Below are 22,561 nucleotides of genomic sequence, written 5' to 3'. Positions count from 1 at the left end.
TTTTTTTTTTTTTTAATTCCAGCGGTGACAATTTAAACACAACTTATCCGGGGGTTCCTTCAGCATATGGAAATTACCTGTACCGTGAGGGCCATGACAGGAAGTGCAAGTAATGTATGAACCGTTCCAGAGGTCTTCATACTCCGCTCCCAAAGGGTGAGTTACGGCCTGTATCATAATGCCGTGACAGGATGCGCACAGGGCAATGGATTCCTGCTGCAACAGGGGACTGTACTGAGACCCGTGAGGCAGGTGGCAGTTTAAACAAATTCCCTGCCCGGCCGGCCCCTGAGCCAGGTTATGGGCCGTCTTTTTATATTGAAACTCCAACCAGCCGTGACATGAGTAGCACAAAGCGTTGCCGGCAGCGACCAGCAAATGCGGAGCCGCACCTACGTGCACATCATGACAATCCGTACAATCTAACTGCTCCGTTTCTATCGGATGATGGGAGGGAAGGGTAAACTGGGGCATTACGTCCTCGTGGCAGGAAGAGCACAGATCAGTTCCTACTGCCAATAGCAAATCGGGCCAGAGGGAAGCATGGGGCTGATGGCAGGATATGCACTGTCCCTGCGCTACCGGCGGGTGCGGATAACCGCTTGCCAGCTCGGATTCTACTTCCCCGTGGCAAATGAAGCACAGCGTTGTAGTGCTGAAAGTCAGAAGCGGAGAATAATTGGAGGCATGAGCAGTATGGCACCCAGTGCAGTCCCCGGCAGCGAAAGGCTGGTGCTGAAACGGCATGGAAAGCCAGCCTTCATCGTCGAAATGGCAGGTAAAGCAGAGTTCTTGCCCTTCCGCTTTTTTCAGGTTGGAATAAGGCGACTGGTGCGCTTCGTGACAGGCCAGGCAATCACCGTTGGCGAAAGGATTGTGAACCTGGGCCATCCCCAGCAGGTCTGCCGCAAAATGACAGGAAAAACATATTTCCTGCGGGCTAAGATGGAGAAGAGAGCTGTAGTCAGAAGCGTGACCGAAGTGGCAGTCCAGACAGTCTCCATTTTCAAAAGGGACGTGAAGACTAACGTTATCATCGCTTTCCAAAGAATGACAGAGTAGACACAAGTCGGGCGGGTCCGCCTTCAGCATGTTATTCTCTGCCGTCCCTGGATCATGGGGCGTGTGGCAGGCGGTGCACTGCCAGTTTATTACCGGCGGGTGTACTGAATCTTTGTTGAAACCAAGGTTCTCGGGAATATGACATGTACCACATACCGCCTGGTCGTTACCCTGAGGAGGAACCTCCAGGATAGAGACTTCCTCCTGCCAGAAATACCACAAGAGGCCGAAAATTACCAGTAACAATACAGCACCGACCGTCAACAGCAGTTTGAAATATTGCATCACCGGCATCCCCTTTCTCAGGCCGGATGCATCCTCGTTATTTCATTCTTATTACCGAACCTGGATTATTATCTATCCAGAAACTTCCATCGTCGGTGCTATTATTTCCCAATACCCCCATTTTTAAACAAAAATAAAGCACCCGCCGTCTGGGGGCGCCGTTAAATGTAAGGAGAAGACCGGTTTAAGAACAGATCCCTGTTCTATTGGGCTGCCGCCTTGAAGGCCTTGTAGCTCGCCTCAATAGTCTTCTCAATATCCTCATCCGTGTGGGCCAGGGACATAAACCCGGCCTCAAACTGGGAGGGAGCCAGATAAATCCCCTGTTTCAACATCTCCCGGAAGAACACAGCGAATTTCTCCGTATCGGAAGAAGAAGCAGTCTCGAAATCTATTACCGGCTGATCCGTAAAGAATGCGGAGAACATGGCTCCAACCCGGTTGAAAGTAGCTACTGCTCCCGCCTGTTCCGCCGCTTCTTTCATTCCGGCAGCCAGTTTGGCCGATTTCCTCTCCAGTTCCTCGTATACTCCGGGTTCCTTTAGAACCTTCAAAGTAGCGATTCCCGCGCTCATGGCCAGGGGATTGCCGGAGAGCGTTCCGGCCTGGTAAACAGGCCCCGCCGGCGCCACGTGCTCCATGATTTCTCTCTTGCCGCCGTAAGCCCCTACCGGGAGCCCACCGCCAATTATCTTCCCCAAACAGGTCAGGTCAGGATCGATGTTGTAACGCTCCTGAGCTCCCCCGTAGGCCACCCGGAAACCGGTCATGACTTCGTCAAAAATGAGTAGAGCTCCATATTCCCGGGTCAACTCTCTTAAGCCTTCCAGAAATCCGGGCTGGGGCGGGACGCAACCCATATTCCCGGCCACCGGTTCCAAAATTACCGCCGCAATATCTTCCCCTTCCGCGGCAAAAATTTCCTTCAATCCCTCCAGGTCGTTATAACGGGCCACTATAGTATTGCCGGCAATGCTGGCCGGGACTCCGGGACTGGTAGGCACACCCAAAGTAAGGGCACCGGAACCGGCTTTAATCAGAAGGTGGTCCGCATGGCCGTGGTAGCATCCTTCGAATTTCACGATCTTATTTCTTCCGGTATAACCCCGCGCTAGGCGCAGGGCACTCATGGTAGCCTCCGTACCGGAATTGACCATACGCACTACTTCAATCGAAGGGACCGCCTCAATGACCAGCCGCGCCATTTCCGTTTCCATCTCCGTGGGAGCACCGAAACTGGTACCTATCTCCAGGCACTGTTGAAGGGCTTCTATAACTTTGGGATGGCGGTGCCCCAAAATCAAGGGACCCCAGGACCCTACATAATCCACATACTCGTTTCCGTCGGCATCATAAAGCTTCGATCCTTCGCCCCGCACTATAAAGGGCGGATTCATCCCCACCGCTTTAAAAGCCCGAACCGGGCTGTTCACGCCGCCCGGTATGTACTTTTGCGCTTCTTCAAACAGAGCCGCCGACTTCTCCAGACCTTTAAACACCATGTCACCTCCCAAACTTTTTTTCTTCCTTCAATTCTCCCGTTGGCCCTATTGTTCCCGCTCGCACAGGCCGGGGGATGTAGGCGGAAGGCGACATCCCCCGGCCCCTCGAAAGGCTCGAGTGTTCGCAGCGAAGCGACATTAAGTCGAACCGTACCAAACCAAAGCTCGATCCCAGCTTCCCTCCATTTCTCCGTGCAGGCAGGGGATGTAGGCGCAAGCGACGTTAGGCTCGAGGTGTAGGCAAACTCCGCGAGGGCGAAGCGAGGCAGCGGTGAACGGGATGGGGCGGTACCATGTTGCTTAAGACAAACCGATGGGTTGCCGTAATCTGAGAAAATACGAAGACGTTAAAGTTTTGCCCACCCCCGATGCTGAGCGAGGCCGAGCGGTAAGTTTGCCTGCCGAGAGCCGTAGGAGCTCAAGGCTACATCCTCTGCCCTTTTAATATCCTTTCCGTCCGTGATACAGGCACCAGGGCTCCTCCGCCATATAGTCCCCGTCATGGTAGAAATAAGCGCGGGCGCGGCAACCGCCGCAAATCTTCTTAAACCCGCAGGTACCACAGCCGCCCTTGTACTTCATCGTCCGCAGTTCCTGGAAAACGGGGCTTTCCTTCCAAAGCTTGCTGAAAGGCACTTCCCTTACGTTTCCAATAGGAATGTTCAGGTAGGCGCAGGGCTGTACATCGCCCTTCGGACTGATGATGCAGTAGGAAGTACCAGCCAGACAACCCCGTCCGAAACGCATTTTCATCCCCATCTGGTGGGCAATCCGCATGAACTGGGGAGCACAGGTAGGCTTCAATTCAATGTCCACCTGCTGTTGTTTCCTCAGGATCCGGTGTAGCAGGTCTTCATACTGCTCCGCCCGCAGGGACTCTTCCTCTATGTTCACCGCCCGGCCGGTAGGTACCAAGAAGAAAATATGGTGGGCCATGGCCCCCAGCTCTACCGCCAGGTCCGTAAGGTCTTCTATTTCATGCTGGTTCCAGTCCATTACCGTGGTATGCACCTGGAAGGGAAGTCCTGCTTCCCGGCAGTTTTTCATACCCTGAACGGCTTCCTCCCAGGCTCCTTTATAACGCCGGAGCTTGTCGTGCTTTTCCGGGTCACAACTGTCCAAGCTGATACCCACGGCCAGGGCACCTGCTTCCTTCATTTTTCGTGCCACTTCCGGGGTAATCTTAGTGCCGTTGGTACCAAATACGGGACGCAACCCCTTATCCCTCGCGTAAGATACCAGTTCGAATATGTCCGGCCGCATGAGGGGCTCGCCGCCGCTGAATATCATAATCTTGAAGCCCGCTTTCACAATTTCGTCGATCAGGGCCTTGCCTTCTTCCGTGGAAAGCTCCTCTTCTATCTTAGCCCCGGCATCCCGGTAGCAATGGTCACAGTACATGTTACACTGGTTGGTGGTATTCCAGGAAATAAGCATCTTTCTGGTACCTCCATTTCTAACTCAGTTACTGGCTGTTAGCCTTCCACCAGCCACTTGGCAACATCCTTGGCATGATACGTAAGTATCATATCTGCTCCTGCCCGTTTCATACTGGTCAGGAGTTCTAAAACCACCTTCTTTTCATCGATCCAACCCTGGGCAGCCGCCGCCTTTACCATGGCGTATTCGCCGCTTACGTTGTAAGCGGCCACCGGATAGCCCGTCTCCTCCTTGACGCGACGAATAATGTCCAGGTAAGATAGAGCCGGCTTGACCATCACAATATCCGCACCCTCGGCAATGTCCAGTTTAACTTCTCTGATTGCCTCATTGCTGTTGGCGGGATCCATCTGGTAGCTGCGCCGGTCGCCAAATTGAGGCGTAGAGTGGGCGGCATCCCGGAATGGCCCGTAGAATGCCGAAGCGTACTTGGCGGAATAAGCCATAATAGGAACATGCTTAAACCCTAGAGCGTCCAGTTTTTCCCTGATCGCGGCCACCCGGCCATCCATCATGTCTGACGGGGCTACCATATCCGCTCCTGCGCGGGCATGGGAAACAGCCATCCTGGCCAGAAGTTCCAGCGTCGGGTCATTAAGGATCCGGCCTTTATCCACCAGTCCACAGTGGCCGTGGCTGGTGTATTCGCAGAGACATACGTCAGTTATGACCACCAGCTCGGGAAAGCGGTCTTTTAAAGCCTTTATTGCCTGCTGCACTTCCCCGTTGTCGTCATAAGCCCCGGAGCCAATTTCGTCTTTTTTTTCCGGAATCCCGAAAAGGATAACCGCCGGTATCCCTAATTTCACCACTTCCTCCGCTTCCAGGACCACCTGGTCTACCGAAAGCTGGAAAACCCCCGGCATAGAAGGAACCGGGTTACGCACTCCTTCCCCGTATATCACAAACATGGGGTAAATGAGATCATCGACAGACAGCCTGGTCTCCCGCACCATTCGGCGAATCGTTTCGTTCTCTCGCAGCCGTCGCGGCCTTAGGGCAGGAAATTGCACAAGTTTCACCTCTCCCTGGGCCGGGTTCCCCTAGGCATTGTCCCGGCCTTGAAAGTATTCTACTAAAGCCTCAACCAGCCCATCAATAGTATATTCCTGGGCTTCAACATCGACCTGCAGCCCGAGCTCCCGCGCCGTTCCCGCGGTGATGGGACCTATGCAGGCCACGGTAACTCCTTTGAGAAGCGAAGCCGCCTCTTCCCCCAATAATTCCATAAAGTATCTCACGGTAGAAGAACTGGTGAAACTTACCGCATGCACCGTTCCCCGTTCCAACATGTTTTTTAAAGCTTTTACGTCACCGGACCCCTTTACCGTGCGGTAGGCCACTACCTCGTCCACCAGCACTCCCATCTGCTGCAGCGCCTCAGGAAGAATTTTTCTGGCAATATCCGCCCGCGGCAGCAGAACGTGCCGGCCTTCGAGCCCGTACTGCTTCAAACCTTCAATAATCGCCTCCGCCCGGTATTCCTGGGGTACGTAATCCACGATGAAACCATATTGTTCCAGAGCCTCCTGCGTTTTCGGACCAATGGCACACAGCTTAATACCGGCCAGAGCCCGAATATCCCGCCGGTGATGCCGCAAACGGGCAAAAAAGAAGCGAACTCCGTTAACACTGGTGAAAATTATCCAGCTATATTTTTCCAATTCCTCTATGGCCCGGTCCAGGGGGCCGTAATCCTCGGGGGGGACTATTTTGATGACCGGGAATTCCCAGGCCTCTCCGCCCAGTTCCTCGATCTTTTCCGCCAAAGCTCCCGCCTGTTCCCGGGTACGGGTAACAACAATTCTCTTACCAAACAGAGGCTTGTCCTCGTACCAGGCAAGCTGTTCCCTCAACCCGGCCACTTTCCCTACTACTATCGTAACCGGGTGCTTCAAACCCGCCTCCCGGGATTTATCAACAATATCGGCCAGAGTACCGATGACCGTCCGCTGTTCCGGGCGCGTTCCCCACTGAATTAGGGCTATCGGCGTGTCGGGAGCAAGACCGTTTTCTACCAATTGCTCTACGATATGGGGAAGGTTCCGCATGCCCATTAAAAAAACCAGGGTGCCTGCGCCGGTAGCAATCTTATCCCAGGCTATCGTGCCTTCCCCCTTCAACGGGTCTTCGTTGCCGGTGATAACGGCAAAAGAAGAAGTATAGTTCCGGTGCGTTACAGGTATCCCGGCATAGGCCGGGACGGCTATGGCCGAAGTAATGCCCGGGACCACCTCGTAAGGAATTCCTGCCTCCCGGAGGGCAACCGCCTCTTCACCGCCCCGACCAAAGAGGAAAGGGTCCCCTCCCTTCAGTCTCACCACCACCTTATTCTCCCGCGCCTTTTCAACCAGCACCTGGTTGATTTCCTTTTGCTTCAACGTATGGCTCTCGGGAGACTTTCCGGCATAAATCAGTTCTGCGTCCGGCCGGGCATAGTTGAGCAACCGCTGGTTGATGAGGCGGTCATAAACGATTACGTCCGCCTTGCGGATACATTCCATGCCCTTAAGGGTAATTAACTTCGGGTCTCCCGGCCCGGCGCCTACTAGGTATACTTTACCAACTTTAGCTGTCATCTTCATCCGTCTCCTGTCGCACTTGTTGTAGGATTTCATCGGCTCCCATGTCCAGCAATATGGAAGCCAGTTTTTCCCCTAATTCTTCCGCTTCCTGCCTGGGACCGGTAACTGATGACCTTACCAGTTTCTTCCCGTCCAGGCTTGCTACCAGTCCCTGAAGGGTCAACTCCCCGTCTTTGATCAGCCCCAGGGCCCCGATGGGGATCTGGCAACCTCCTTCCAGCTTCCGCATCATTGACCTCTCCGCCCTTATGGCATCAGCGGAATCGGGATGATTAATTTTATTTACAATATTCATAATTTCCTCATCATTTTCCCGTATCTCGACACCGATGGCTCCCTGCCCTACCGCCGGCAGGCATATATCGTAGGGAATGCTTTCACTGATCTTGTCTTCCCATCCCATTCGTTTAACACCGGCTGCCGCCAGGACGATGCCATCGAGGTCCAGCCTTTCCAGCTTGGCCATGCGGGTGTTCAAATTGCCCCGCAAATCCTCTATCTGCAGGTCGCGCCGGAAGTGAAGCAACTGAGCCCTGCGCCGCAGGCTGCTGGTCCCCACGCGGGCACCTTGCGGTAAAGTAGCTAAAGTATAGCCCTTGTGGGAAATTAATACGTCGAACGGTTCGGCTCTTTCACATATTGCTCCGATAACCAGTCCTTCCGGCAGCGTAGTCGGGAGGTCCTTCATGCTGTGAACCGCCAGGTCAATATCCCGGTTCAGCAGCGCAACCTCCAGTTCTTTGGTAAACAATCCTTTATCGCCGATCTTGGCCAGGGCAACATCTAAAATTTTGTCTCCCTGAGTCTTGATATGTTTGACACGGAAGGTGTATTCCGGGTTCAGCTTTTGGAGCTTGTCTAAAACCCAATGGGTCTGCCACAACGCCAGAGCGCTATCCCTGGTCCCGATTACTATTTCTTTTGCCATAACTATCCCCCAAATCTAATTCCTCTGCTGAGTGTTTATTCCGACCGGTTTTTGGCCGATTTTCTTTTCTTTTGGGCGCTGTCCTTCCACCTCCAGATTAAAGAGGTTTTGGAGGATCTCCGCATAGAGATGCCCTTGCTTGGTGGTGGCTCTTTCTTTCAGGTTAATAATAGGATCATGTAAGAGCTGGTTTACAATAGAGTTGGCCATTGAGCTGATGACTTTCTTTTCCCTTTCCGTCACGGGAGCCAAGCGGTTCAAGGCACGGGTAAGTTCCGCTTCCTTAATCCGGTTGGCTTTTTCCTTGAGAGCCACAATAGTTGGTACTACGAACAGGGAACCCAACCACTTGAAAAAGCTTTCGATCTCTTCCTCAATAATCTTTTCTGCTTTCTCCGCCGCTTTCCTTCTCTGCTCCAGGTTGCGGTCCACCACGTTCTTCAAACCGTCGATGTCGTACAGGGTAACCCCTTCAATCCCCCCAACCTCCGGCTCAATATCCCGGGGTACCGCAATATCAATTAAAAACATGGGTTGTCCCTCTCGTTCTCTCATGACTCTAGCTATGTCGTCTCGCTTAATTATATAATGAGTTGCGGCGGTACAGCTCACAACTACATCGGCTTCTTTCATCCGCTCCAACAGTTGGGAGAATTCAACGGCTTCCCCCTGGAACCGTTCAGGCAGGCGAACGGCTCTTTCATAAGATCGGTTGGCCACCAGAATGCGGGATATCCCGTTGGCTACCAGGTGTTTTACCGTCAACTCACCCATTTCGCCAGCGCCAACAATCAGAGCGGTCAGGCCGGATAAATCCTCTAACTGTTGCCGTACCAACTCTACTGCCGTATAACTGATGGAAACAGGGTTCTGGTCAATTTTGGTTTCCGTCCTTACCCGCTTACCCACCGTGATAGCCTGCTGGAAGAAAGTGTTAAGCACACCGTTAGTAGCTGAATGGTCACATGCTATCTGGTAGGCATCTCTGACCTGCCCCAGTATCTCCGTCTCACCCAAAACCATGGAATCCAGTCCCGATGCCACCCGAAAAAGGTGCCGGACCGCGTCATAAAGGGTATGGGTGTAGAGAAACTCCCGCAGTTCAGTCAGGGGCATGTTACATCGCCGGCTCAGGAATGTGTGCAGGCTGGCCAAGCCGGCCTCTACGTCCGTTGTAGCCGCATACAGCTCCGTCCGGTTGCACGTAGACAGAATCACGCAGCCCTCAATCTGCGGCTGTTCTTTTAATTCTGCCAGTGCCTCCGGTAAGCTTTCTTCCGAAAAGGCCAGTTTCTCCCGCACCTCCACAGGAGCCGTTTTGTGATTTAAACCTACCGTAAGGATAAACATCTACTTATCCGCTCCCTTATCATTTTTTTGTTCCCCTGCTTGATCAATTCCAGCAGGTCACTCTCTACCAGACAGCGAAAAACTTCTTTCCTCTTAAGGGGGTCCTGACAGGCCTTCAGAACCTCATCTCGCACTTCTCCCAGCAGGTCGGTAAGCTCGGCGTACTCCGGGCCAAACTCTTCTTCCAGCTTTTTTTTGATTTTTCCGGCCAGGTACGGACTTTTACCCCCGGTGGACACGGCAATGGCCAGCGAACCCCGACGCAATACGGCCGGAACTATAAATGTACACAAAGCGGGAGCGTCTACTACATTCACCGGTATGTCTCGCGCATGGCATTCCCGGGCTACCTGCTCGTTAACGCTTTTGTCACCGGTAGCGCTGACCACCAGGAAATACCCTTCCACATCTCCGGCCTGGTAGGGTCGCGCCAGATACTGGATGGCGCCACGGCGGGCCAGCTCTTCCAGTCCACCGGTCAGCTGGGGACTGATTACGGTAACCGCCGCCCCGGCCCTCAGCAAATCTCTAACTTTTCGTTCCGCAACCTTTCCCCCGCCCACCACCAGGCAAGGTCTCCGGGAAAGGTCAAAAAAGACCGGGTAATAACTGGTCATCCTATCATCCTAACTCGGGAAATAATGTCCCTCTAATTATAACATTATCTCTTTAGAATATTAACCCGGTTTGAGAAAGTTGTAACAAGCAATCGGTTAACTTATTCGAGATTTGTCAGGCATTTCCTGCTTCCAGTCTAAAAATGTTTTCTATTCCCAAATTTGAATCCTTCCGTTACCGGTATCAGCAATAAATATCTTACCCTCCCGGACAAAAATCCCCATCGGGAATTTTAAGTCCCTACCAAAGCTGAATATTTCCTCTCCCTTAAGATTAAAAACGCGGATCACTCCCGCCAAAGCGTCCACCGCCATGACTCTGCCTAATTCATCCACAGCTACTCCGCGCAAAGCGACAAAAGGTCGACCACCGTTTGCGGTTCCGTCAACCGTAAATTTCACCTTCCCTCGGGCGTCAAACACCTGAATGCGCCGGTTGCCCGCATCCGTTACCCATAACCTTCCTTGCGTGTCTACCGCTATCCCGTGGGGATACTGTAATATCCCTGGCTCCCCTGCTTTCTTTCCCAAGCTTTTGAGCACCCGGTTCTTCTCGTCCAGGATAACGACGCGGTGCCCTTTCAGGTCCGATAAAATTGTCTGACCCTTGCCGTCTATCACTACGGCTCCCGGCCGCACCGTACCCAGCTTATCTTTTACCACTACTTCCCGGGCTTTTTCGGAAAAACCCAGCTCAAAAACAACCTCTCTCCCGGCATCCGCGACCAGGATATTGTCCCCCCGCTTCACTATACCGTATAGATAGCTGTCGCTCGATCTTCCCGGTGGCGTGAAACTACGCATGTGTTCACCGGAGGCGCTAAAAACCTCCACTCTGCCCCTGCCCGCATCCGAGACATATACATTCCCGACTTCGTCCACGTAAACGCCTACCGGTCGAATAAGCCTGTACTCCCCGTGCCCGCCAATACTTCCCCGGTATTGAGGCACACGGTTGAACGCCTCTTGCTTCTCTTCATTCTGCCTCCGCCTCTCCAACCCTGCTTCCATCTTTACCAAGCCTGCGTAAATATAGGAGATTACGGCGGTTAGAATAAGCAATCCCAGCACTGCTATCAGCCAAATACGATCTCCTTTTTTCACCGTTTCTCCCCCAAAAAGGGAGCAACTGCCCGCGGCAGTTGCTCGTTAAGTTTAATATACGTTACGGTAGACGCTATTTGTTTCATCATGGTTCACGTCGTGACAGCTCAGAAAACAAGCACCGCCCTCAATGCTATTGTAATTGTGCTTGTAAGTGGGGTCATCATAAATATATGCTGAAACCGTACCGGCGGGAAATCCTACCAGGTGCTTCTCATAGGGGTTTTCCGCCGTAAGAGGTCCATGCGGGCGGTGGCATTCACGGCAGACAGCCGTGCCCTTACTGGTATCGTCCAGATGTAACTCGTGGAGGTTGCGGTTGTACTGGTCGTCATAGAAACCGCTGCCTGACCCCAAAATTTCCGTCTCAGTATGACAGTTGCTCCGGAAACAGGTCTTAAAATCATTAGCGTCGAAGTACACGCTACGGTTAACACTCGCATTCATATCATAGGAAGCAATAAGATACTTTTCTTCCGGGCCGCCGTGAGGATCATGACAGGAACTGCATTCGTAACTTTCATGCGCATTGATATAAGTATCCTCGTACACACTCTTCCCTTCCCAGCCGCTCCCTGAGCTGGCTGAATGGCAATCGTAACACAGAGTGCGGTCGTTATCCAAATATAACAAATAAGGATACTGGCTGCCGTGCTGCTCGTGACAACCGTTACAACTAATACCGGTACCTGAAACCGGTTCCAAACTGCCAGCATCGTGACCACTACCGTCCTGAGGATAATAGGTTTCTTCGGCCGGGTGGCAGGACCAGCAAAACTTTTCCCCTCCTCCCTGGTAATACACCGTCTCGTTCACACTGGCCTGTAGAATCCTGGGGGAGCTGACTGGAGTGAGGTGAGGATTATGACAGTTATTGCAACTGATAACTTGTTCCGGAACGGGATGGCGGTACGTTTTGGAAAACTCATCATATACCTGGTCATAAACACTCTGTCCCACTGTGCTGTGGCAGACGTAACAAAGGTCGGTTACCGAACTTTCGTTAATTAGCTTTTCCCCTTCCGCCCCGTGACTGGTATGGCACTGAGCGCAAAACTGCGTATCGGATGTATAGCTGCCGTGGGGTTCAGGATAATACTGCCCAAACCCCGTAGAAATGCGTAATAAACTCCCCAAAGCCATTAATACCAGAACCGTTAGAGTCAGCCGCCCTGCCCGAACGGTGCCTCTCAAATCTATCATCATGACATCACTCGCCCTGTTACGAAGGTTATTCATCCTTGAAAACACTACTTCTTATTACATGCAGACACCCCGATAGTCCCTCCGCAACAGGTGATTGCTTCTACCGGTGCTGCCGTCGTCGTACGGTTCTCGCCGTCGCGGGTAAGCTTCTGACACCCATGACTTGGTAGCACCAGCACCTCGAGCACCCTGCTACGGCAGAACAACCGGGGTGCATGCGAGAGCTGCCATAACAAGCAGTTGGCCCGCCGTAAAAAAAAGCTACCCCATCCGAGATAGCCCTCTTCTATCCGTGGCAGCTGGCTGTCATAGCCCTACGGCCTTAGACCCTGTAGCTTTGCGTCCCTGCCTTTCGACAGGTTTGCCCTTAGCACAATATTATTAATTTTTTAATCTTCTTTACATAATAATAATTAAATTTGCTATTAATTTCAAGTATTTTCTCAACAATTTTCAACGATTTTTTCTCTTTTCACCAGGAACTTCCTTATTAATCCAAAAGTTTAAGCAGATCCCGAACCATTTTGGGCATCCTGCCTAGACTGAGCACATGCTTCTGCAGAAAGGAATTGTCCATAATGGCACGCATACACTGAATGGCATAGCGGCGCTTGAACTCATTTTTCAAAGAGGTCCATTCCGGAATTTTACCAAAGTAAAATGAACGGTAACATTCCAAAACCTTTTGAAACAACTCGTCGGTAGTCATAGCCTCAGGCTTAATTACCGGTTCAACCAGGTTGTACTTAGCATAATCATAAGTAGCCACGTAGTTCTTTACCTCCTCATACATATCAGCATAGGGCCAGGGAGCAAGCAGCAGAAAATGGGCAAAATCGGGGTTGTAGGCCTTGGCCATGGCCAGCGTCTGCTTGATACTTTCCGGTGTTTCATCAGGTGTCCCTAAAACAAACGATGTCTCCGAAACTATCCCCGCCCGGTGGATAATGTCCAGCGCTCTTTTGGAATCACTTTCCTGAATGCCCTTGCTAAACTTATCCAGAATACCCTGGCTGGTAGCTTCAATCCCCACGTAAATATGAATAATGCCTGCCCGCCGGTATTTGTCTATAATGTCTTCATCCCGAATGATATCATCTACCCGGGTTTCAATGAGAAACAGAGCGTTCAATTTCTTAGAAATCAAACCGTCCAGGATGTTCTCCCAGCGTTCCCGGTCCGCTGTAGGATACTCATCGGCGATAAAAAAAATGTCTACCCCATACTCTTTCACCAGGTATTCAATTTCGGTCAGTACATTCCCAGGGCTGCGAGCTCGCCAGGTCTGCCGCCAAAATTTTTGCTGAGAACAGAACTTACAGGTATGCTTGCAGCCCCGGGAGGTAGAAATAATAGCCAGCCGCGATCCCGGATACACGTAAAAGGTGTAATCTTCCCAATCCAACAGATCCCAGGCAGGTGTGAGCTCATCGAGGTTTTGAATAAACCCCCGGTCCGGGGTAACCAAGACCTCATTACCTCTTCGCAAAGCAACTCCCGGTACTTCTGCCGGGTTACCACCGCTTTCTAGAACCTCCAGCAGATGAGGAAGAGTATACTCCCCCTCTCCTCGCACTACATAATCAATGGAAGGGTGACCCTCCAAAACTTCCTTATAACAAAACGTGGCATGAACTCCGCCGATAACCGTTATGATTTGCGGGTCAATTTCTTTTACCCGGCGCAAGAGTTCAGTTGCAGCAGGAAAACTGGCGGTGTACGCGGTAGTACCCACCACCTGCGGACCGTAATTCCTGATATTATAAATTATCTGCTCCAGCCGGTGTCCTTTGGACATGGCGTCATAAATTTTTACTTCATGTCCCGCTTTACGCAATTCTCCGGCAATGTAAACGAACCCCAGGTGGGGCCACCTGCCAGCAGATTCCACGACGCCGCAGTGGTAATCGGGGGTTACCAGCATGACTCTGGCCATCAGGCATCACCTGCCTTCAATTGCTGTTGCAACCTGTATGCTCTGATTTCAATTACAATCCCTAACAGTACCACGCTAAAAAGGAGGATATGCTTGATTATCAATGCCGTCACCTGGCCTCGCCCGGCGGCGGGTAGGTACTCATACTGATAGTAAGCCAGCGCCCGCCCCACTCCGAACAAGAGGTTCAGAACAAGGCTGCCCAGAGAAACCCGGAACAACGTGGGGAAAATTTCGCTGTAAAACCGGGCCACCTGCGAATGCCCGTTCCGCTTCACTCTGGATGTCAGCCACCATATGACCGCGGCGCTGCATAACCACAGCGCCGCGGTCAAATCATGAAAGAAATTGTTAAACATAACTAGAAGGGCCATAGATTATTAACCTCCTGCCTGTTCATCCGTCCCCCTAGAGAACACTTTCCCACAGCATGTATAGTTTCGACCTAAACCGCCATATCCTGCCGCAAATATCTCGTCTACAATTTTTGAAAAAACCAACGTCGTTAGGTGAATGTGGTTCACTTTAGCAACAGTTCTTCCTATTTCGTCAGTACACTTGCTCCTGTACGCTGGGAAGTTCCCCGTTAACCTCCTCACTCCCGTTTGACAGGTCATTGTCCGACTCTCTCACAGTTGAAGCATCATGAATAACATCTCCCATCCCAGGCAAGTCTTGTGTCCCCGTACCCGCCTCCTGGTTAACGCTTTCAAGTGCCGCTGGGATTTCATTGCCCACGCTAGGCGAATCATAAACCGAATCTCCTACACTGGGGGTGCCATGAATAACATCTCCTGCTCCCGGCTGATTTTGCTTTACCGTATCCGCTTTTGGCCGGGACCGGGAACTGCCGCCAACCGAAAGCTCCCGATTTTCTTGCGGCGTTCCATATACTGTATTTTCGACCGATGAATTCTCACCGTAAACAGCTTCAGGTACAGAGGGGGATACGGGCCCCACTCCGCTCAGCATCACACGCAGTTCCTGCGGGTGTTCGTCCAACCATATCATTTTTTTCTTGCGGTGTTTACCCTGGGATACAGATAACAAGTACCTCCCCGGCGGCACTTCTACCAGGGAAAACCATCCCCCCAAAGCGGTAGAAAGCCTAATTCTTTGGTCCGGAACGTTCTGGTTAACCAAGGTAACCGTTACTCCCTCCAGTGGCTCACCCCATTCGTTGGTCACCTGCGCTTTCAATGAGGTGGTGCGAAACATAGCGCAGTCCTGAGTTAGGTCGTCATTTAACTCGACCCCGAATTCTTCCGGACTATAGCCAGGATGTTCAAACAGCAAGATATACTTACCCGGGCCTACTCCCTCTAGCGAGTAATTACCTGCCGCATCGGTAACTGTGCTGAACTGGGTAGCCTTGCCGTCCCACATTAAACTGACTGTGACACCAGACAACGGCCTTCCGGTGGAATTTTCGGTAACATTGCCGCTGATTTTCAGAGTACCCTCAGGGGCCATGACTTTTCTGTTGGATCTTGCCTTCAGAAAGACCAAAGGCTTGGGCAACTTTAATATAACCTCCTTCTTCCGCGGGCTGTAAACACTGACGGAAACGCTGGCCCGCGGCTTGCCGTCAGAGGTCCCGTAAACCAGCCTGCTGACCGTTTGGGGTGTAACCCCTTCTTCACCCCCCTGGGCAACCGGTAACAATGGAACAATATTTAAAACAATCGATAATAGCACACCTATCGTTAACAGCCGGCACACCGTTCGAAAGCGTTCATTATGTATTAAAGCTTTAATGCCCCTCACCTCCTTTCAAGGTAGCAACTTACTTTTTTTCCCTAAGAAAAGATTTTAACAGGCAGATGAGGTACATAGTAGTAGGCAAAAATAACAACTCCCATAGCTATTACCGCCAGCCAGGCAAGCTTCCTGCCCCGCCAGCCCATGGTAAAATATAAATGAAGATACAGGCCGTAGATGAGCCATGTGACAAGCGACCATGTTTCTACCGGGTCCCAACCCCAGTAGCGCCCCCAGGTCACATCAGCCCAGATGCTACCGGTAATGACCATCACCGCGTGGTTGATAAAACCGACCCCAATAAACTTCGCTGATAATTCCTCCAGTACCTGCCTGGGGGGCAATTTTTTAAGCACCCTCTTGTTGCCCCATAAATAGAGTACCGCAGCACTGAAGGATAACAGGTAACAGGCGGTAGCCAAAAAGGCAAACAGCACGTGCAGTGTCAACCAAAAGCTCTGGTATTCCGGTTTCAACGGCTCGATAAGGGTGTACTTAGTCAGTCCCCAGCCCATCACAAGGAAAACCACCGGGAAAACCACCATTCCCAAAAGGTTCAGGTCCCGACGCCAGTAGCGGGCCAGAAGAAAGGCCAGTACCGCCAGCCACCCGCCGAAAGAATTCAACTCGTATAGGGTAGTTGGCGCATGACCGGCCAGGTACCAGCGCAAAACTACCGCCACTGTGTGGAAGAAGGCCCCAGTAGCACCTATCCATAGGGCTATGCGGTTTAGTTTATCCTTGTTAAAAATGATACCGAATAGATACCCAATGGTTGCCAGGGCATAAAGTCCAATCACGCCTAGCACCAGATAAACGTCATAAACCATCGTTAGGTTCATCCCTCGTTCCATTTTGTCTGCTGATCACATCGACCAGCGTATTAAATTCCTCCCGGAACAGCTGTTGGTAGCGTTTGCTGTAACCGGCCATTTCTATTCCAGCGTCACCCAGCGAAACCCAAATCCCTTTCGGGGTCACAAACAGGGCAAAGACCAATCCGGCAAGGCATAATATAAACCCACCATACAAAAAGAATACCCCGGGGTGATAGGCGACGTCAAACCACCCGTACCGTTTCACTCCCAGGAAGCTGAGTTTCATCCCGTTGGACAGCTTCATGGTCTGGCCCATCAATGCATGACCGGCAAAAAGCTCTTCTTCCCGCTGGGTCACCCGTATTTCCACCGCGGGCAGTTTCAGGTTATGGGACAAATTCTTTAAAGTACCGTCGGCAGAAATGGTGGCGTCGGGAAACAGTTCCACCTCCACCTTAATCTCCGAATTCGGAATGTTAAATTCATCTTTGTACTGAATTTCACCTTTTTCGTTCCATGTTGAAATCAAGTTAATATATGATTGAAATATTACCTTGTTCTGATGTTCAAGGGTAAAATAGGGTGCATAACCATATCCCGTAAGCAATATCCGTCTGCCTTTATACCGGATGGGCTGATTAGGTTTTACAGTCTGAGAAGCGACAATCCTCCGGTGCCCTTCCATCACCCAGACCTTGGCTTCCAGTAAAGAAGGAGTGGTTTTCCCCCGGTCAAAATACACCTCCATGCTTTCCAAACCTATCTGGAAGCGCTGGTGCTGCTCGCCAAATAAAAGTCCTTCCTCGATACTTTGATAAAACCGGTGATCCTCCACGGCCAACTGCTGCTCGGGAATGATCATGCTTCCATGGAAGCCAAAAAGGTTGTTTAACATCACTCCTACCAGAATTACCAAAAAACTAAGATGAAAAACCATGGAACCCCAATAATAGCTTTCACCCTTGCGGGCCAGAAAACAGTTCTGGTGGGCGTCAAATATTTTATAACCCCTGCGGGACAGGTAGTCTTTAAGGAAGAAAAACAGGTGACCTGCATCTTTCGATTTAATCGCCCGGCGGTTGGGATACCTTGAAAGATTTTCCGGTGGCCTGGCCGTTTTTTTCTCCAGTTCTTCCAGGCGGAAAAGGGAGCAAACCAGGGTATTTAACAATAACAACAAAAGCAACCCATTGTACCACCATGAGGCGAAGATAGCCCGGTCCAGCTTTACTTCCAGGAAAAAGGGTATTTGAGCGGCCATGGCCACCAACGCCGCCACCGCCAGCAGGTAAACGGCTAATTCCCGTGAGGCCAGTAGCCGCAAGCCCTTAACCAACAGTTTCATGCCGTTACCCCTTCCGACTTTCTTGCCCGGACTGATACTGTAACTTCACTACTTCTTTTCCCTTATAACGACTTTGCGGCCATACTGCAGTAGTCGTTCCCCGTCTGGGCGGTGCAGGGCTTCGACGAGCTGGGATCATAATTGGAAATATATAAACCGTTAACGAACCCCGCCGCCGGCGCTCCGGCACCCGGATAGGTATACTCCCATCCATGGATACTGCCCCGCTCCGCCGCAGGGTTATAGGCAGTATCGCCGGCCAGCACGGCAAACTCCGGGTTACCCCCGTGGCAGCCCATGCACCCGTAACGGCCGTCATAGTGGTTATTCTGGGAGTGGGTGCTTGCGGCCTTGGAACCGCTGCCACTACCGGGAGTACCACCGTAACCGTAGACCGCCGAGTCATGACACATGGTACACAGGGCATCGTACAGCTCAAAGGCTCCCGCCGTGGACGTGGGACCGAGTTTCTTCAGCATGTACCGGTTGCTGGAGGCGTGGGGCCCCAGGGGAGCCGCTTCCTGGGTATGGCAGTCGGTACACTTCAGCTGTTGGACCTGATCCCACGGCGAAACCATGGTACTGGAATTGACGTAGGGGTTGCCGGTATCATTCGCCGTACCGGGTAACGGCACGGCGATGGGGTGCCACCCTGACTGGGTGCGGTTAACCTGGGCCGCGATATCGCTGGTACCCGCGTAGCCACTGGGCGAGTTGTAATTGGGGTCATCTATCCCACCGGCGGTCCCGTGACAGGCCGAAGACAGACACAAAGTGTTCGCCTGGCTGGCGGGGATCCCGCTGCTCGGCGGTATCGACGTATTTCCACCATATTCTCTCAGGAAAGGCGAAGCCTCCGTTCCGATCTGGCTGTTAAAAATATCGTGGTCGGTATGACACAGGCTTAAACAGGTGGTCTCGCCCGGGCCTACCGTTTCCCCGTCATAGGTGGCGGCGGGGCTGGTAACCTGGTGCCGGTACATAGTAGAAGAGGTCCCCATATCCTGCACCAAAGTGTTACTATGGCAGCCATCGCTGCAGTCCTGTCCTCCGGAACTTACCGTTCCGCCACCTGCGCCGCCGTTGTTATAGGTTACGTTTGTATGGACATACCCATGACATGTCAGGTCACAGGTGCCTCCATCATTAGGATCACCAGCTCCACTATCAAGATGGTCATACTGCGGATTGGCTAACGAATTGGCTGCGACGGTACTGGATGGAAATCCCACCCGGTGTTTCAGGTCGGGATTTTCGCTGCTTATAGGCCCATGGGGGCGGTGACATTCTTTGCAAACGGCGTTACCCCGGCCCGGCCGGTACTGGTCTAAATTCAAATGGAAGTTATGCAGGTTAACCCGTTCGTCGCTAGGATTGGAATTATATAAATCTTCCTGCCAGAACCCGGTAGGAGCGGTATTGTCGGCATTCTTCGTCGTCTGGGTCAGTTGGGTATCCGTTCCCACGTGACAGCTCCCGTCCCAGCACTGCTTGAAGTCATTGGAGTTATATGGGTAATTGGTATTATCACGACTCGTCCCCACCGGGGTCATGGAGTACGGGAAAATGGTGTAATGGTCGTCATTGGGCGTTCCGTGGGGATCGTGGCAGACAGTGCAGTTCTGCGTGTGCCCCCCGCTGTCGTTTACGATCTTGCCGTCCCAGGCGCTGTCGGCCCCTGCAATGGCACCGGTATGGCACTCGTAACAGAAGCTCTTGTCGTTCCCCGTAATATTGGTACTGTCGCCGTTGGGGTCCACCTGCAACAGCTTGGTAAAATCAGAACCGTGCTCTTCATGGCACCCCAAGCACTTAATCAATGTTCCGGAGGAAGGCTCCAAAGAAACATCGTCATGGCCAGTCCCATCCTGGGGATAGTAGCTCTGGTGGTCGTTGGCATTACCCGCAGGATCAGTACCACTATCCGTGGAAAGGGTCGAACCGGTTCCGTGGCAGGTCCAGCAGTACTGCTCGTCACTATTCTGCCCCGTAGATGTCTCCAGCAACTTGGGAACGGTACCTGCGTCCAGGTGAGGGTTATGGCAGTCATTGCACTGCTGTGAGGCAGGCACCTTGTGGGTACTGGCTTTCGCCACGGTATCAAAATCGTCCTCCACCGTGTAAATACTTCCCGTTCCCCCCGCATCGTGACAAAGATAACACAATTGATCCACCGCACCCGCGCGCATCAGGTCGCTTCCTATTCCGGCATGGGTGGTATGGCACCTGCCGCAGGCATCATCATTAGTGGCAAAGCCGCCGTGAGGTGTCTTGAATATATCTGTCCCGGTCTGAAAGCTCCACGAGTAGTCGGCGGCCAGGTTATTGCCCGCCGCATCCGTAACGCCCGTAGTAACCGTCACCGTAAATGCGGCATTGGCCGCCAGCGGGTCGGTTGAGTCGAATACAGCCGTCTTGTCCCCGTTTTCAAAGGTTAGTGTTCCACCGGTAATATAAACATTATTGGTATCGTCGTGGATCCGGAAGGTTGTATTTATATCAAAGGTCGTCGTGTCCATCGGCTCATTAAAGGTGACTTTGATTAAAGTGCCGCGGAGGACATTGGCAGAGCCACTTGCCGGCAACTCACTCACCACTACCGGTGGCGTTTCATCCGGCGTAGTAACGCTCGCCGTGTTGCTCCAGACGCTGCCGTTGCCCGCAGCGTCTACCGCCCGGATGCGGTAATCGTAACCGGTATTATCATTTACGGTTGTATCGGAATAGGAGCTGGCTCCTGCCGGGGCGGTATCTATCGGCGTTCCCGGCCAGGTGCCTTCAGAACTCAACTTGCGGTAAATCTCCCAGCCGGTAACCCCCACATTGTCGGTAGCATCATTGGTCCAGCTCAAATCCACCTGGCTGCCGCTGACGGCACTGGCGGTCAGTGAATTAGAGCTGGGCCACCCGGGTGCCGTGGTATCGGGCGGAGTGGTGGCACTGGCCACATTGCTCCAACTGCTGGTATTACCCCCGCCGTCCTTAGCCCTGATCTTGTAGTCATAACTGGTTTCGGGCGACACGGTGGTGTCGGAATAGGAGCTGGCTCCTGCCGGGGCGGTATCTATCGGTGTTCCCGGCCAGGTAGCCTCGGAACTCAACTTGCGGTAAATCTCCCAGCCGGTAACCCCCACGTTGTCGGTGGCATCGTTGGTCCAGGTCAGATCCACCTGGGCAGGCCCCACCGCATTCGCCGCAAGCGAACTGGAGCTGGGCCAGTTGGGCGGTTCGGTATCGAAGGGAGTGTATTCTACATCGATGTAAAAGACATCGGCATAAATGGTAACCCCGTCGGCCTGGTTAGCGTTTGGCTTGGCCACGGTACGGATCCGCATCTGCACATTCGTAATATCTGTACTGGTCCAACCTACCGGGACATCACTGGCCGGATAGGATATCAGACCTGGGCCCGGAAAAGTACTTGTGGTATATGAATAAGCAAGATTCCAACTCGTACCATTATCATAAGAATATTCTAAATAGATTTCATCATCATCAACGGTACCAGTGAAGCCCGTGATATCCCAGTAAAACGTAATGCTGTTAATATCACCTTCATTACCCATGCTAAAACCGGAAGCAGTTAAGCTGGAATCAGCAGAATCCACCCCAGCAGAGGTGCCATCGTCGGCAAGCACATAATCGGGGTTGCTGACAGTACCGGAAGGAGTGGCGCTCGTGGGATATAAAGCCCCGGTGGTCGCTGTAGTCCCGGACGGGGTAGTATCACTTGCCTCATTACTCTCGGTATAGTTACCAGCGGCGTCGACCACCCGCACCACGTAATAATAAGTATTACCGCCGGTTACCGTGGTATCACTGTAAGAACTGCTACCGGCAGGAAGTGTGTCATCAATCAGGGTATACGGGCCTCCCGCTGTGGTGCTCCGCCATACCTCCCAGTGGTCTACTCCAACGTTGTCGCTGGCATCATTGGTCCAACTCAGATCTATCTGCGTGCTGCCGGCTGCCGTCACACTCAACGAATTGCTGCTCGGCCAGGTGGGTGGCTCTGTGTCAGAAGCAGCAGTATAATCTACATCAATGTAAAAAACATCAGCGTAAATAACAACCCCGTCAGCCTTGTTAGCGTTTGGCTCGGCCACGGTACGGATGCGCATCTGCACATTGGCTATATCTACATTAGTCCAACCTACCGGGACATCACCGGCCGGATAGGATATTAGACCTGGGCCCGGAAAGGTACTTGTGGTATATGAATAAGCAAGATTCCAACTCGTACCGTTATCATAAGAATATTCTAAGTAGATTACATCATCATCAACGGTACCAGTGAAGTCCGTGATGTCCCAGTAAAAGATAATGCTGTTAATATCACCTTCATTACCCATGCTGAAACCGGAAACAGTTAAGCTAGAATCAGCACTATCCACACCGACGGAGGTGCCATCGTCGGCAAGCACATCATTAGCGTTACCGTAAATGGTACCGGAATAGGTGGCGGTGCCAGGATATAAAGCACCGGTCGTGGCTGCCCTGGCATAAAAAGGATTACTCAATGCAATACCCGCCATTAACAACAGTATTGCCAGTTGCTTCGCTCCTGGAAAAAGCTTCTTTACCGTTCCATATGCCTGTAACCATCCACGCATATCAATTAC

General features: G+C 52.2%; 16 protein-coding genes and 1 riboswitch. All 16 genes read right to left on the bottom strand.

What is annotated here, in order from left to right:
- Positions 1 to 12: 12 nt before the first annotated feature.
- On the bottom strand, positions 13 to 1,347 hold the full coding sequence (locus tag KKC1_RS12110) for a cytochrome c3 family protein (protein ID WP_192868231.1): 1,335 nt from the start codon (positions 1,345 to 1,347) through the stop codon (positions 13 to 15).
- 203 nt (positions 1,348 to 1,550) lie between these two features.
- A complete protein-coding gene (gene hemL / locus KKC1_RS12105) occupies positions 1,551 to 2,849 on the bottom strand; it encodes a glutamate-1-semialdehyde 2,1-aminomutase (protein WP_088554703.1) in 1,299 nt (432 codons plus the stop codon).
- Positions 2,850 to 3,290: 441 nt separating this feature from the next.
- Complete coding sequence (gene nirJ2, locus KKC1_RS12100) at positions 3,291 to 4,286, bottom strand: putative heme d1 biosynthesis radical SAM protein NirJ2 (protein WP_088554702.1); 996 nt, start codon at positions 4,284 to 4,286, stop codon at positions 3,291 to 3,293.
- Positions 4,287 to 4,324: 38 nt separating this feature from the next.
- Positions 4,325 to 5,302, bottom strand: a complete 978-nt coding sequence (gene hemB, locus KKC1_RS12095; protein WP_088554701.1) for a porphobilinogen synthase — start codon at positions 5,300 to 5,302, stop codon at positions 4,325 to 4,327.
- Between the two features lie 30 nt (positions 5,303 to 5,332).
- Complete coding sequence (gene cobA / locus KKC1_RS12090) at positions 5,333 to 6,868, bottom strand: uroporphyrinogen-III C-methyltransferase (RefSeq protein WP_088554700.1); 1,536 nt, start codon at positions 6,866 to 6,868, stop codon at positions 5,333 to 5,335.
- Positions 6,858 to 7,802, bottom strand: coding sequence for a hydroxymethylbilane synthase (hemC, locus tag KKC1_RS12085; RefSeq protein ID WP_088554699.1), 945 nt, complete (start codon positions 7,800 to 7,802; stop codon positions 6,858 to 6,860). The genes cobA and hemC overlap by 11 nt, the downstream gene beginning before the upstream one ends.
- A 15-nt stretch (positions 7,803 to 7,817) precedes the next feature.
- The gene (hemA, locus tag KKC1_RS12080) at positions 7,818 to 9,152 is read right to left on the bottom strand and encodes a glutamyl-tRNA reductase (protein WP_088554698.1); all 1,335 of its coding nucleotides are present in this window, start codon (positions 9,150 to 9,152) and stop codon (positions 7,818 to 7,820) included.
- The gene (locus tag KKC1_RS12075; RefSeq protein WP_088554697.1) at positions 9,134 to 9,769 is read right to left on the bottom strand and encodes a precorrin-2 dehydrogenase/sirohydrochlorin ferrochelatase family protein; all 636 of its coding nucleotides are present in this window, start codon (positions 9,767 to 9,769) and stop codon (positions 9,134 to 9,136) included. Before KKC1_RS12075 ends, hemA begins: the two co-directional genes overlap by 19 nt.
- A gap of 150 nt (positions 9,770 to 9,919) precedes the next feature.
- Entirely contained in the window at positions 9,920 to 10,873 is a 954-nt protein-coding gene (locus KKC1_RS12070; RefSeq protein WP_088554696.1) for an NHL repeat-containing protein, read from the bottom strand.
- Between the two features lie 51 nt (positions 10,874 to 10,924).
- Positions 10,925 to 12,079 (bottom strand): cytochrome c3 family protein, encoded by a 1,155-nt coding sequence (locus KKC1_RS12065; protein ID WP_238134302.1) that lies wholly within the window; start codon positions 12,077 to 12,079, stop codon positions 10,925 to 10,927.
- 291 nt (positions 12,080 to 12,370) lie between these two features.
- A riboswitch (cyclic di-GMP riboswitch) is annotated at positions 12,371 to 12,455 on the bottom strand.
- Between the two features lie 114 nt (positions 12,456 to 12,569).
- Positions 12,570 to 14,015, bottom strand: a complete 1,446-nt coding sequence (locus tag KKC1_RS12060) for a B12-binding domain-containing radical SAM protein (RefSeq protein WP_088554694.1) — start codon at positions 14,013 to 14,015, stop codon at positions 12,570 to 12,572.
- Complete coding sequence (locus tag KKC1_RS12055; protein WP_088554693.1) at positions 14,015 to 14,389, bottom strand: hypothetical protein; 375 nt, start codon at positions 14,387 to 14,389, stop codon at positions 14,015 to 14,017. Before KKC1_RS12055 ends, KKC1_RS12060 begins: the two co-directional genes overlap by 1 nt.
- 175 nt (positions 14,390 to 14,564) lie before the next feature.
- Positions 14,565 to 15,782, bottom strand: coding sequence for a carboxypeptidase regulatory-like domain-containing protein (locus tag KKC1_RS12050; protein ID WP_143288752.1), 1,218 nt, complete (start codon positions 15,780 to 15,782; stop codon positions 14,565 to 14,567).
- Between the two features lie 32 nt (positions 15,783 to 15,814).
- On the bottom strand, positions 15,815 to 16,606 hold the full coding sequence (gene ccsA / locus KKC1_RS12045; protein ID WP_192868230.1) for a cytochrome c biogenesis protein CcsA: 792 nt from the start codon (positions 16,604 to 16,606) through the stop codon (positions 15,815 to 15,817).
- Positions 16,596 to 17,939 carry a cytochrome c biogenesis ResB family protein gene (locus tag KKC1_RS12040; protein WP_088554690.1) on the bottom strand — a complete coding sequence of 448 codons (1,344 nt, stop codon included), beginning with the start codon at positions 17,937 to 17,939 and terminating at the stop codon, positions 16,596 to 16,598. Before KKC1_RS12040 ends, ccsA begins: the two co-directional genes overlap by 11 nt.
- Positions 17,940 to 18,001: 62 nt before the next feature.
- Positions 18,002 to 22,552: an Ig-like domain-containing protein gene (locus KKC1_RS12035; protein WP_088554689.1), complete on the bottom strand. Its 4,551-nt coding sequence runs from the start codon at positions 22,550 to 22,552 to the stop codon at positions 18,002 to 18,004.
- Between the last annotated feature and the right edge of the window lie 9 nt (positions 22,553 to 22,561).

The sequence above is a fragment of the Calderihabitans maritimus genome, assembly GCF_002207765.1.
In the GTDB taxonomy this organism is placed as follows: Bacteria; Bacillota; KKC1; order Calderihabitantales; family Calderihabitantaceae; genus Calderihabitans; species Calderihabitans maritimus.
This window is presented reverse-complemented; position numbering and strand designations above follow the sequence as displayed.